Genomic DNA, 12,630 nt, shown 5'->3' with positions numbered 1-12,630 from the left:
CATGGGTGGGGAGTGATGGGGTAGCGGGTGATGGGGAAGAGGGAAGAGGGAAGAGTGAGGGGGATATATTCAGTATGGCGGGTGGATTTTGGGTTTCTATAGAAAAGACAGAGAAGTTAAAGCAGGGGGTGGCGCGATACCCTGGAAGCAGGTGCTGTTTTAACGGGTGAAGCGATGCAGACCAGTGAGCAACCGCTGAAGCTAGATACAAGTTTGGCGTCTAATCAGAGTCAGCCGGAGGGGTTTGATTCGCAGCATCCGCCTGACCCGGCCCTAATCGATGCCTGTGTTCACTGTGGATTTTGTCTGACCACCTGTCCCAGCTATCGGGTGATTGGCAAAGAAATGGATTCGCCTCGCGGGCGGATCTATCTGATGGATGCCATCAACCAGGGTGAAGCGCCACTGTCGCCGACGTCGGTGCAGCATTTTGACTCCTGCCTGGGCTGCCTGGCCTGTACGACGGCTTGCCCTTCGGGGGTGCAGTACGACCGGCTAATCGCGGCGGTGCGGCCTCAGGTGCAGCGCAACCATCGGCGCTCGTGGCCGCAGGCGGCGCTGCGGCGGCTGATTTTTTCGCTCTTTCCCTACCCGGACCGAATTCGGCTGCTGCTGGCTCCGCTGGCGATCTATCAGCGGCTGGGCATCTCTAAAGGAGTGCAGGCCAGCGGTTTGCTCAAGCGATTCTCGCCACAGCTGGCGGCGATGGAGAGCCTACTGCCGCCGGTAACGCCGAGCTGCTTTCAAGACAATCTGCCCGAGCGAGTCCCGGCGCAGGGAGAGCGGCGCTATCGGGTCGGGCTAATTCTGGGCTGTGTGCAGCGGGTATTTTTCTCGGGGGTAAATGAGGCGACGGTGCGGGTACTGACGGCGAATGGCTGTGAAGTGGTGATTCCCCGCAGTCAGGGCTGCTGTGCAGCGCTGCCAGAGCATCAGGGCGAGACGGGCCAGGCTCAGGCGCTGGCTCGGCAGATGATCGACAGCTTTGCTGAAACCGGGGTGGACTATGTGATTATTAACGCGGCGGGCTGCGGCCATACGCTGAAAGAGTACGGCCATATTTTGGCGGATGATGTGGAATACTGCGATCGCGCCCGAGCCTTTTCCCAAAAAGTCCGCGATGTCCAGGAATTTCTGGCCGAGGTGGGCCTCACGACGCCCCTCCAGCCGCTGCAAAAGGAGCCGCTGACAGTGGTTTACCAGGATGCCTGCCACCTGCTGCATGGGCAAAAGATCAGCCGTCAGCCCCGCGAACTGCTGCGGCAAATTCCGGGCATCACGTTAAGAGAGCCGATGGATGCCGCCCTCTGCTGCGGCAGTGCCGGCGTCTACAACATGCTACAGCCTGAAGTCGCGACCGAGCTAGGGCAAATGAAGGCTCGCAATCTGGTCAACACCGGGGCATCCCTGATCGCCTCGCCGAATCCCGGCTGTTCGCTCCAAATCCAGCAGCACTTGCCCAAGCAGAATCCGCCAATTCGCCTGATGCATCCGATGCAGCTGCTCGACCGCTCAATTCGGGGAGAGCAGCTCTAGTCTGGGAACCGACCGACTGACCTGATCTAAGGGAAAGACGGCGGATGAATGTTTCGCCCACTGGTCGGGCATTTCCTGTCGGCAGTTTTGACAGTACCAGTACACTTCACCATGACCAATATGGCGCAGGAGTAAGCCAGAGCAGCAGGGACAAGCCATGAGAGCACCTTCCTTGGAATCTTCTATCTTCAGTTCTAGAAGAAAAATATGAGGTAAATGTGAAGTTGACTTTGTTTTGATAAAATCTATGCCTTTTGACTTCGATCAGCTGAACAAAACAGCCCGTGATTAACCCAGCCGCTCGCTGGCTAAAAAGGTGGGGTGGCCGACCGGTTGCCAGCCTGACGCAGCGATGCGGTTGCGGCGTCATCGAGCGCTAAGGTGGCCGAGTCGATCACCACGCCATAGTCTCGCCTAGCAGACTCAATACTCAGGAACCCGTCTAGCACATCTTCCCGCACCAGCGCTGGAGAGCGCTCTAGGGGGTGGCCGTAGCCACCACCACAGGGACTGATGGTGCGCAGCGTCTCACCCGGTTTCGTCTTGCGGCAGGGAAATTTGGAGGGCAGGTCTTGGATAGAATCTTCATCGGGATTCAGAATTTTCACCCCGCCCGGCGTGCCGTCGCAGCCCTCAAAAATTCCCCAGGGGGCATACTTGTTGCCTTCCCCTTCTAGCGACATCTGGCCCGGCGAGAGAAACTGGATATCGCGAATCGAGCCTAGCCCACCCCGCCATTTACCGGCCCCGCTGGCGTCTTCAATCAGCTCATAGCGAGTCACCCGCAAGGGCAGGTGAGCTTCGATATCCTCGATTGGATTATTGCGGGTGTTGGCGTAGAGGGTATCGACCCCATCCATACCATCTTTACCGTAGCGGCCGCCATAGCTGCCCTCGGTGATGTCCATATAGACCCAGTAGTCTTCGTCCAGGGCACCGCTGTAGGAGGCCACCTTGATATTGCCAATGCCGCCGCTAATATTTTGCGGCGCGACCTGGGCCAGGGCTTTCATCAGCGTATCAGCGACGATGTTGCCAGGGCAGCAGCGGGCAATCACCGGGGCCGGATAGATCGGGTTGGCCAGACAGCCCCTAGGGGCGATGATCTGGACCGGCCGGATCAGTCCAGAATTTTGCGGGACGTAGGCCATCAGCGCCGTATCCAGCAGCACCGAGCGCAGAGTGACGAAGATAGCAATGTCTACCGTGCCAACAAAGGGCATATTAATCGGGCGATCGTCGATCTGCGGCGCGGTACCGGTGAGGTCGATAGTCATATCGCTGCCGTCGATGGTAACGGTGACAGCAATCTTCAGATCCTTTTTAGCGGGGTCGGGGTCGTCCAGAAAGCCGTCAATGAATCCTTCAGCGGCATAGGTGCCGTCGGGCAGCCGCTCGATCGCCTGGCGCATCATCCGCTCGGAATAGTCCATCAGCGCTTCGCTAGCGGCCAGCACCGTATCTAGCCCATACTGCTCTACCAGTTCTAGGAACCGCTGTTCCCCCACCCGACAGGCGGCGACCTGAGCCTCGATATCTCCCACGACAACCTGAGAGCTGCGAATGTTCTGCCGCAGCATCCGCCAGACCTGCCGATTCTTAACGCCTTTTTCGTAGAGCTTTACGGCCTTGAACTGGAGCCCTTCGGCAAAAGCATCGACCGCGTCCACGATGCCGCAGCTGCCCGGAGAGGAAGAGCCAATATCCAAATGGTGCGCTGTCGTGAAGGAGTAGCCAATCAGCTGGTCTTCACGAAAGATGGGAATACCAATGCCAATATCCGGCCCGTGGGACGCGCCATAGTAGGCGTGGTTGTGAAGGATGACGTCGCCGGGGTAGAACTCTTCGCCGTCTTCTTCCATCGCCTTAAGCACGCCTCGCATATATCCCGGGATTGGTCCCAGCTGTAGGGGCGTACTATAGGCGCATTCGGCTAGCTGGCGACAGTCTGCGTCTAAAATGGCTGCGCCAAAGTCCTCTGACTCGCGAATAATGCTGGAGTAGGACATCCGGGCTAGCTTATGCCCCATCTCCAGCGCGACGCCGTTGAGGGCACCGGCAATCACCTGGGCGGTGACGGGGTCAATTTTGGGCAGCTGACGAGGCTTGGGTAGGGCAACGGTCATGGGTGAGGAGCGGGGAGACAATGCTTTCGTTATACGGCAGCAGTCGTCGCTTAAAAGTAATTTCCGCTACGAATCTCCGCTACGATCGATCACAATGAAACAGCAATCGTTAGCGCATCTCTGGGCATGATTCGTATTCCCACTCATCGAGCCCCTATTCATCCAGGCGAAATGCTGCTGGAAGAGTTTCTTTCACCTATGGAGATGACCCAGCGGGAACTCGCTGAGGCAATTCATGTTTTTGGCTGAACCTACAGCTGCGCTGGGATCTGTATTAAGTACCTGAGCATTGAAATTTACATAGAAAGAATTGTCATTCCGAGCATAGCGAGGAATCTCTCAAGTATTGATGCTTCTAGGATAGATACCTCGACAGTCTCGGCATGACATCAAGCTCTCCTTTGTAAAAAATGTTTAATTAATTTTGTTCGACTACTTATGCTCATCGGGCTGAAGCCAAAGCCCTAGCCGATATTCAGCCCCGTTAATGATCATGAATCTGCGCGACTTGTGCAATCAGCCGCGCCCTGTGCTGCTCAGCTTTCCTCTAACTGATTCAAAAACGCCCTGTGCTCGGGCGAATTTAATCCCCTTTTCACGGCTGCCAATACCTTGGCCATATCCCCTGTCAGCAGGGCTGAAACCGCCAGCCAGAGCCCTGGAAACCGTTCGCGTCGCAACGCTCACAACAGGTGGACGCAGCTCAGGCAGCGCAGCCGACATTTGACGCAGCAGCCGACGGTGCCAATCTGCTTCTTCTGGTAGAGGCTCATTTAGCGCACGGGCAACGTCTTCGAGCAGGCGTTCAACGCCGGTATAGTAGCTATGCAGGTTGAGCGCAACTGTGCCGATGTAATCCTCATCTTGCGTCGTCTCAAATTTCTTTAAGACCTTTGCCGTTGCCTGTACCAGTCTATTCAACTCCGCCTTGGAAGCTCCCCAGCGTTCTTTGAGCAGCTCAGCAGCCTGATGAGCGACCTGTCGCCCTCGATCGTATCGAGACTGCTGCTCCTGCCGCTTTTGGTCTGCTCGCCGCAGCGCTCCGGCCCGATAGCGGGCCATTTGGTCAGGTGTTAGGTTGTAAAAGTTAGTATTCAAGATTCCGCATTAAATTGGCAATCCAACCTGCCTCCTGTCAGTGCCCCAACCTTGATGGCTGCGCTCAGGAAGGACAAACGGCCCAGAGGTCAGACCATGATCGGGAATTAATCTGAGCAGGTGGCTGATGCAGTTGAGCCTAGCTCGCTTCTTATCGCTGGCGTTGACTATGTATCGGTTTATCGCCCTGCTCTGGAAGCATCAACCATTGTTATCGGTACCGTTAATACTGAATAAGCGTTGGTTATATATTATCAAAAAAGCTTATATTCGTTAATAAGGCTTTTGGGAAGCGCATGAGCATAGGATGCTGCCTACATATAGAGTCATTAGCCACGACCTAACGCTACGTTGGTGTGGACTGAACAGAGGTTACTGGTCAGGTTCGAGGTTATTTGCCGCCGCCCAAATTCACCGTTAAAACGGTTCAGGGATAAAGGTTTGGCTTTCCAAAGGCGGGCGCTCATAGTCAATCGCAACCTGTCGCTCGGGTAGGACAATTGGCTCAGGGGTCAGATCCTTATACGGAATCAGGCTCAGCAGATGATTGATACAGTTCAGTCTAGCCCGCTTCTTATCGTCTGCATCGACCACATACCAGGGCGAACGGGTCGTATCGGTCATAGCAAACATATCGTCCTTAGCCTTGGAATATTCGACCCAGCGAGCTCGGGCCTCTAAATCCATCGGGCTTAGCTTCCACCGCTTCGTCGGGTCGCTAATGCGGTCTTGAAAGCGGCGTTCCTGCTCTTCATCGCTGACTGAAAACCAATATTTCACTAGGATGATGCCCGAGCGCTGAAGCATGTGCTCAAACTCAGGGCAGGTGCGAATAAATTCAGTGTATTCAGCATGGGTGCAAAAGCCCATCACTCGCTCGACGCCCGCTCGGTTGTACCAGCTGCGGTCGAAGAGGACAATCTCCCCAGCTGCGGGCAGGTGCGCCACATAGCGCTGAAAGTACCACTGGGTTTGTTCTCGCTCAGTGGGTTTGCCCAAGGCGACAATGCGGCAGCCGCGAGGGTTGAGGCAGTCGTGAATCCGCTTGATCACGCCGCCTTTCCCAGCGGCGTCGCGACCTTCAAAAATGACGACGACTTTCAGCCCAGCGTGCTTAACCCACTCCTGCATCTTGACTAGTTCTAGCTGTAGCCGCTCCATTTCTGCTTTGTAGTCGGCTTTGCTAAGTTTTTGCTTCGATTTGGTTTTGGCGGATTCTGACCTTTTTGCTGGCTTACGCTTGGCAGGTTTACCCGTAGCCGTGCTTTCCTTCTGAGCGGCATGAGCCTTTTGCTTGGCCATAGCGAGTTCTGAGCTATTTTGAGGTCGTCAATTTAAAGCATAGACGCCAGCCCTGTTAGAAACTGTTTATCCCTGCCACTCGTAACGTTTATCTTCAAATTGTCTTTCCAGTTGATGCGGCTACTGTTGATTGGGAGTAGCCTCTGCCTCGTCGGCTGGCTGATTGGCGCTATCGGAGGTCTGATTTTTATCAACTGACTTTGCCTGGGTGCCCTTCAGCAGCTCCTCTGCTGTAACACCTTCGGTGGAGTTGCCAAAGCGCCAAAGGGTAGCGGCAGACTCGGCTCGGGTAGCGGCTTTGCTCGGCTGGAAGAGGGTGGTATAGCCAAAGGCGCGACGAATATTGGCGAAGTCACCGTTGGAATAGTCTGCCAAAACGGCCTGGAGGGCACGCGGTTCAATTTTGGCAGCATCCTGGAATCCCCAGGTTTCCTGCACTGCCTGAACGGTCGCCTGAGGTAGGGTCTGACGGGTGTCTAAGGGAACTTTCCAGAGCAGCAGGGCTTCGCGGGTGAGGGGTGCATCGGGGCGGAAGCTAACGCTGGTGGAGCTGCCGCTGAGGGAGCTGGGAATGATTCCGGCTTCGGCTAGGCCCTGAATTATGCCAAAGTCAGGGTCGGAGGTCGGCACATCCTGGAAAGCGGGTGGGCTGCTGATTATCCCCTGGCGAATTTTTTTGCTGGTTTGGTCTTGATAAAAGCGATTATTCGCAGCAAACAGCCAGCGGGCATACTCACGTCGAGTTATCGCCTGGTTCGGTTTGAATTCATCTGAGGCCGTCTCAGAAGCAGCATCGCCGCTGGGAGGTTTTACCTTAAGCAAATTGAGAGCAGCTAAGTCTTGCAGATAGGGCTGTAGCTCATCAGGTGCCTGATTTAGATCTGAATAAGTGCTGCTGCCTGAAGGGGTCTTCGCCACAGAGGCTGTCTCGCCCTCCAACACGGGTCCAATAAAGTTAGGATCTCCCGGCTGCGGAACTTCGTCGTCAGTCTGAGCCATACTGCCAGCAGCGGTGTCGGTGCTATCCTCGCTCGTATCTGCAACTGTAGCTGTGCCGTTCTCAGTGCCAGAGGAATTTCCAGAACCGTCTGAGTTTTCAGCCAGCTGAGGATCGGGTTCTAGCGTTTGTCCGACCGAGTCGCCCAGGCGGCTGCCTTCGCAAGCTGTGACGAGCAAACTCGTCAGCAGCACCAGTCCCAGCAGCGATCGCGGTCCAAATAGCCATTGCGCAGTCATGGTCATTATCCGGTGTATCCGGTGAGATTTTGGGGAGCTATTCCTACGCTAGCCCATTCTTACGCTAGTTTTGATTCTAGTACTCGAGTTGTAATGCCATGGCGCGATCGCTGATCATTGACTGCGACCCGGGGGTAGACGACGCGATCGCAATCCTCCTCACCCTCGCCGTCCCCGACCGCCTAAACCTGCTCGGCATCACTACCGTTGCCGGTAACGTCCCCCTCGACCTGACCCAGAGCAACGCTCGCAAAATCTGCGAGCTGGCCGGGCGCACCGAGGTCAAAGTGTACGCGGGCTGCCCTCGACCGCTGCTGCGATCGCTCCATACCGCCGCCGATGTCCACGGCGCGACGGGCCTCCAGGGCGCGGCCCTGCCCGAGCCGACGATGCCGCTCCAGCCCCAGCACGGCGTCGATTTTCTGGTCGAGCAGCTGATGCAGGCGGAGCAGCCGATTACGTTAGCCGTGCTGGGGCCGATGACGAATATTGCGATCGCGTTGATCAAACATCCAGAAATCATCCAAAACATCGCCGAAATCGTGATTATGGGTGGTGCGGTTACCCAGGGCAACGTCACCTCGTCGGCAGAGTTCAACCTCTATGTGGACCCCCATGCCGCTCAGGTCGTCTTTGACGCTGGAGCGCCGATTACGCTGATTCCCCTGGACACGACCCACCAGCTCCTGACCACGCCCGCCCGGCTGGAAACCATCCGCCAGATTGGCACACCCGTCGCCCAAGCCGCCGCCGGAATGCTGGCCTTTTACGGCATGCCCGACAGCCAGCGCTACGGCTTGCCCGGCGCACCGCTGCACGACCCCTGCGTGATTGTCTACCTGCTAGAGCCCAATCTATTTACAACCCAGGCCGTCCATGTCGCCGTCGAAACCCAGGGCACCCATACCCTGGGCCGCACTGTCGTAGACCTGTGGAACGTCAGCGGCCAGTCGCCCAACCTCCAAATCACCCGTTCCCTCGATGCCGAGTCAGTCTATGCGCTGATCATCGACGGCCTGGCAAAGCTTTAAACGTTACCAATAAAAAATCAGCTCTTGATACTATAGAGAGCAAATCCCATACCCCGGCGGCGCGATGGCCTATACAACCGCACAGCTCCTCGAAATCCTCGATCAGGAACTCAAAGCCGCCTGGCGGGGAGAACGAGTCCTGCTCTCGACCGACCGCCGTTTGGATAATCCGGTCATCTCCAAGGCGCTAGGCTCGGACAAGGTCAGCAAAGTCTTTGCTTTTCAAGACTTTCGCGCTCAGATTCACCAATACCAGAACGAGCACAGCGTCTCTGGCATCGTCTGGCACGAGTGCCGTTTCAAGTCGCGGACGATTCGCTTTCCCGAAATCCATCAGCAGCTCACCGCGATTCCAGAAGATAAGCTGGCGCTGATTGGGGCGAAGACCGAGGTGATTGACTTTTGGCGGGCCTCAATCGACGGTCTGCGGCTGTGGCGAGCCGGTAACCCCCCTGAGCCGGTCAGCCTAGCCCGGGTCAATACGCTGATCAAACAGGCCGAATGGGCCGAGGTAGACGCGACCCGCAGTGAACTTTACCTGATTCTCTGCTGGGGCAATCCGAAGGAATGCTACTACACCTGGGCCTATCCCGAGTCGGGCTGCGAACGAATTATCGCCGCCGTCGCTGAGCCCAGCGGCATAAAAGTGTAATCGATCATTCAGATCTCTAAGAACTACTCAGCAAACATCTCAACTAAGGTGCTGAGAACTTCTCTCTGCTCACTTGAACTAATTTGACCCAGCTTTTTAAGCAATCTAGTTTTATCGACTGTACGAATCTGATCGAGAACGATTTGGCCCGCCTTACCCTGGAACTGACAGACGACACGAGTCGGATATGTTCGCCCCCTGGTGGTCAGTGGTGCAACAATAACAGTAGAGATATAGCGATTCATCTCGTCTGGCGAAATTACAACGCAGGGTCTCGTCTTTTGAATCTCATGACCTACAGTAGGGTCAAGATTAATCAGAAATACATCGAACCGCCCGACTACCACTCCCATTCAGATTGATCCCAGTTCGTTGTATTTAGCTTGTCTAGCAGAACATCATCTTGCTCCTCTGCCATCGCAGCAAAAGCGGCATCCCAGCCAACTCGGAGCTGAGGTGCTGTCCGGATAATCAGCTGATTACCCTGCACCTCTATTTCAATTTCTGTGTGAATACCGCTCTGCTCTAAAAGAATTTTGGGAATACGGATGCCTTGAGAATTGCCAATTTTAACGATTTGACTCCTGATAGCTGTCCCCATTCTTGTAATAACCTTAAAAGCAGCAGGTAATTACATTGTATTTACTTGAGAAGCAATTTTCAAGCTGTCTGCAAAATCGATAGCGATAATAGACAATATAGACAGGCATGGTCGCTCTGGGTTTCGTCCTACTCGAAGTGGGGGCATATATTTCCCTGGCATCATTTACCCAGTATCGGGTGTAATCTAGATAAAATAAATAATCTAGTATCAGCAGAAAATCTATGCCCATTGCTATCGGCACAATTGAAACCCATGGATTTCCGGCCTCGCTCGCTGCTGCTGACGCCATGGTCAAGGCGGGTCACGTTACGCTGATCAAGATTGCTCAAGCAGACAGCGGCCATCAGTACGTCGTCATTCGGGGCTCGGTGGCCGAAGTCAAATCGGCGATGGAGGCGGGGCTGCTTGCAGCTAACGACTGCCCGTTCAATGGTGAGGCCACCGCCCACTACATCGTGCCTAACCTGACTGAAAACGTCGAAACGACCCTGGAGCTTGACTTTACCGAAGACTCCATGCCGTTTAGGGTGTAGGCCAGCTAATTTTCGTTTCTGGCTTTTTAAGCACGGCCCTTGTCTCATACAATAGGAGGCGGGGTCTGAACCGCCTCTGTCTACTGACTTCACCACCATTCGTAATCCGTACATTCGTAATCCGTACAAAGGAGCCCACAGATGCCACAGGCCGTTGGATCACTGGAAACAAAGGGATTTCCGCCCGTTTTAGCGGCGGCTGATGCAATGGTTAAGGCAGGCCGAGTGACGCTGGTGGGCTACATTCGCGCCGGTAGCGCCCGCTTCGTCATCAATATTCGCGGCGATGTTTCAGAAGTCAAGATGGCCATGGCAGCGGGTGTCGAAGCGGCCCAAAAAGCGCCCGGCGGCGTTCTGGAGACCTGGGTGATTATTCCCCGGCCCCACGAAAACGTGGTTGCGGTGCTGCCGATCGAGTTTGATGAGAGCGTCGAAGGATTCCGAGAAGCCGTAGAAGTTCCGATTTTGCCGGGACGTAACAATCGATAGGTATCCATGCCCGTTCTCGTTAAGCCAGAGCCTGCTCATTTCCCACTGATGGCCGTGGTAGGCCAGGATGCTATTAAGCTGGCGCTGCTGCTGGCGGCGGTCGATCCGGGGCTGGGCGGCGTCGCGATCGCGGGCCGCCGGGGCACCGCCAAGTCCGTCCTGGCCCGAGCCCTTTATCAGCTATTGCCCCCGATTGAAATCATTGAGGGGTCATTTAACTGTGACCCGACGAATCCGCGCGCCTGGGATGACGATACCCTGGCCCGGTTTGCGCCTGATACCGCGATCGCCGCCCTCCCTACCCAGGTAATTCCCGCCCCGTTTATCCAAATTCCCCTGGGCGTCACCGAAGATCGGCTGCTGGGCTCGGTCGATGTGGCTCAGTCTATAAAAGCGGGAGAACCAGTTTTTCAGGCAGGTCTCTTAGCCGCAGCCCATCGGGGCGTGCTCTATATCGACGAAATTAACCTGCTCGACGACCAGATTTCCAATCTGCTGCTGACTGCTCTGACCACCGGTGAAAACCGGATTGAGCGGGAGGGCATCAGCTTTCAGCATCCCTGCCAGCCGCTGCTGATCGCCACCTATAATCCGGAAGAGGGCAATCTGCGGGAGCATCTGCTGGACCGGATCGCGATCGCGCTTTCCGCCGATATGCCCCTCTCTCTGGAAGACCGCGCCGCCGCCGTGGAGCAGGCCAACCGCTTCGCCAGCAACCCTGAAGATTTTTTATCCGAATACGCCGACGACATCGACTCGCTGAAAACCCAAATTGTCCTGGCCCGTGAATGGCTGAAGGACGTTGTCCTGACCCATGACCAGATTGAATATTTAGTCACCGAAGCCGTTCGCGGCGGCGTTCAGGGCCACCGGGCCGAGCTGTTTGCCGTCCGCGTTGCCAAGGCCAGTGCCGCCCTCGATGGTCGCACCGCCGTCAGCGCCGACGACCTGCGGCGAGCCGTAGAGCTAGTGATCATTCCTCGCTCGTCGCCCACCCCGCCGGAGGAGCCGCCACCGCCGCCACCGCCGCCACCGCAAAATCAGGACGAGCCGGACGAACCCGATTCCGACGAAGAGACCGAAGACCAGGACGACGAGGACACCGAACCAGACGAGCCGGAAACGCCGCCGAGCCTGCCGGAGGAGTTTATCTTCGACCCAGAAGGCATCGTCCTGGATCCATCGCTGCTGCTGTTTGCCCAGTCCGTCAGCCGTCAGGGCAAGTCGGGTAAGCAAAACGTGATTTTCTCAGACCAGCGGGGGCGCTACATTAAGCCGTTTATTCCCACTGGTACCGCTAGTCGGATTGCGGTCGATGCCACTCTGCGAGCAGCAGCGCCCTATCAGAAGGCACGCCGAGCGCGTCAGCCCGAGCGTCGAGTAATCGTTGAATCGGGAGATATTCGCGCTAAGCGGCTGGCTCGCAAGGCCGGGTCGCTGATCATCTTTGTCGTCGATGCCTCGGGCTCGATGGCGCTGAACCGCATGCAGTCGGCCAAGGGAGCGGTGCTCAGCCTGCTCACCGACGCCTACCAAAATCGCGATCAGGTTGCCCTAATTCCCTTCCGAGGCGAACAGGCCGAAGTCCTGCTGCCGCCCACCCGCTCGATCACCGCCGCCCGCCGCCGCCTGGAGCGGATGCCCTGCGGCGGCGGCTCGCCCCTGGCCCACGGGCTGACCCAGGCGGTGCGAGTCGGCACAAACGCGCAGCAGTCGGGCGACATTGGCAACGTGGTGATTGTTGCCATCACCGACGGTCGCGGCAATATTCCCCTGGCGCGATCGCTAGGTGAAGAAGACCCCGAAGACAAGCCCGATATCAAGACCGAGCTGCTCGAAATCGCCGCCCGGATTCGAGCTACCGGCTACCAGCTATTAATCATCGACACCGAACGCAAGTTTGTCTCAACCGGGTTTGGCCGCGAGCTAGCTCAGACGGCTGGAGGCAAATATTACCAACTTCCTAAGGCGACGGATAGCGCGATCGCGGCAATGGCCCGAGGGGCCTTAAAAGCCGTCTAGG

General features: G+C 56.4%; 12 protein-coding genes and 1 pseudogene. 7 read left to right on the top strand and 6 right to left on the bottom strand.

What is annotated here, in order from left to right; genetic code table 11:
* Positions 1-174 precede the first annotated feature (174 nt).
* Complete coding sequence (locus IQ241_RS20750; protein WP_193910905.1) at positions 175-1,536, top strand: (Fe-S)-binding protein; 1,362 nt, start codon at positions 175-177, stop codon at positions 1,534-1,536.
* 308 nt (positions 1,537-1,844) lie between these two features.
* Here IQ241_RS20750 and IQ241_RS20745 read toward each other — a convergent pair whose 3' ends face one another.
* Entirely contained in the window at positions 1,845-3,662 is a 1,818-nt protein-coding gene (locus IQ241_RS20745) for a hydantoinase B/oxoprolinase family protein (protein ID WP_193910903.1), read from the bottom strand.
* A 126-nt stretch (positions 3,663-3,788) separates the two neighbouring features.
* Between IQ241_RS20745 and IQ241_RS26055 the strand changes: the two are divergent.
* A pseudogene (locus IQ241_RS26055) lies at positions 3,789-3,902 on the top strand (helix-turn-helix transcriptional regulator); the annotation flags it as partial.
* 276 nt (positions 3,903-4,178) lie between these two features.
* Here IQ241_RS26055 and IQ241_RS20735 read toward each other — a convergent pair.
* From IQ241_RS20735 to IQ241_RS20725, 3 genes are all read right to left on the bottom strand, one after another.
* A complete protein-coding gene (locus IQ241_RS20735; protein ID WP_193910901.1) occupies positions 4,179-4,760 on the bottom strand; it encodes a ribonuclease toxin HepT-like protein in 582 nt (193 codons plus the stop codon).
* 417 nt (positions 4,761-5,177) lie between these two features.
* Positions 5,178-6,062 (bottom strand): polyphosphate kinase 2, encoded by an 885-nt coding sequence (gene ppk2, locus IQ241_RS20730; RefSeq protein WP_193910899.1) that lies wholly within the window; start codon positions 6,060-6,062, stop codon positions 5,178-5,180.
* Positions 6,063-6,182: 120 nt separating this feature from the next.
* On the bottom strand, positions 6,183-7,298 hold the full coding sequence (locus IQ241_RS20725) for an S-layer homology domain-containing protein (protein WP_193910897.1): 1,116 nt from the start codon (positions 7,296-7,298) through the stop codon (positions 6,183-6,185).
* A gap of 98 nt (positions 7,299-7,396) precedes the next feature.
* On the opposite strand from IQ241_RS20725, the gene IQ241_RS20720 reads away from it, so the two are divergent.
* The gene (locus IQ241_RS20720; protein ID WP_193910895.1) at positions 7,397-8,329 is read left to right on the top strand and encodes a nucleoside hydrolase; all 933 of its coding nucleotides are present in this window, start codon (positions 7,397-7,399) and stop codon (positions 8,327-8,329) included.
* A gap of 64 nt (positions 8,330-8,393) precedes the next feature.
* On the top strand, positions 8,394-8,981 hold the full coding sequence (locus IQ241_RS20715) for a hypothetical protein (protein WP_193910893.1): 588 nt from the start codon (positions 8,394-8,396) through the stop codon (positions 8,979-8,981).
* Positions 8,982-9,004: 23 nt separating this feature from the next.
* On the opposite strand, the gene IQ241_RS26725 is transcribed toward IQ241_RS20715, so the two are convergent.
* Together IQ241_RS26725 and IQ241_RS20705 are read right to left on the bottom strand one after the other, a co-directional pair.
* A complete protein-coding gene (locus IQ241_RS26725; protein WP_193910891.1) occupies positions 9,005-9,334 on the bottom strand; it encodes a type II toxin-antitoxin system PemK/MazF family toxin in 330 nt (109 codons plus the stop codon).
* On the bottom strand, positions 9,322-9,582 hold the full coding sequence (locus IQ241_RS20705; protein WP_193910890.1) for an AbrB/MazE/SpoVT family DNA-binding domain-containing protein: 261 nt from the start codon (positions 9,580-9,582) through the stop codon (positions 9,322-9,324). The genes IQ241_RS26725 and IQ241_RS20705 overlap by 13 nt, the downstream gene beginning before the upstream one ends.
* Before the next feature lie 224 nt (positions 9,583-9,806).
* Here IQ241_RS20705 and IQ241_RS20700 point away from each other — a divergent pair, with 224 nt between their 5' ends.
* The 3 genes from IQ241_RS20700 (at position 9,807) to bchD (ending at position 12,629) form a co-directional block, all read left to right on the top strand.
* Positions 9,807-10,118, top strand: a complete 312-nt coding sequence (locus tag IQ241_RS20700) for a carbon dioxide-concentrating mechanism protein CcmK (protein ID WP_193910888.1) — start codon at positions 9,807-9,809, stop codon at positions 10,116-10,118.
* 141 nt (positions 10,119-10,259) lie between these two features.
* Positions 10,260-10,607, top strand: coding sequence for a carbon dioxide-concentrating mechanism protein CcmK (locus tag IQ241_RS20695; protein ID WP_193910886.1), 348 nt, complete (start codon positions 10,260-10,262; stop codon positions 10,605-10,607).
* A gap of 6 nt (positions 10,608-10,613) precedes the next feature.
* Positions 10,614-12,629: a magnesium chelatase ATPase subunit D gene (gene bchD / locus IQ241_RS20690; protein WP_193910884.1), complete on the top strand. Its 2,016-nt coding sequence runs from the start codon at positions 10,614-10,616 to the stop codon at positions 12,627-12,629.
* Position 12,630 lies beyond the last annotated feature (1 nt).

The sequence above is a fragment of the Vasconcelosia minhoensis LEGE 07310 genome, from assembly GCF_015207255.1.
In the GTDB taxonomy this organism is placed as follows: domain Bacteria; phylum Cyanobacteriota; class Cyanobacteriia; order Phormidesmidales; family Phormidesmidaceae; genus Vasconcelosia; species Vasconcelosia minhoensis.
Note: the sequence above shows the minus strand (reverse complement) of the source record. Positions and strands in the feature narration are given on the sequence as shown.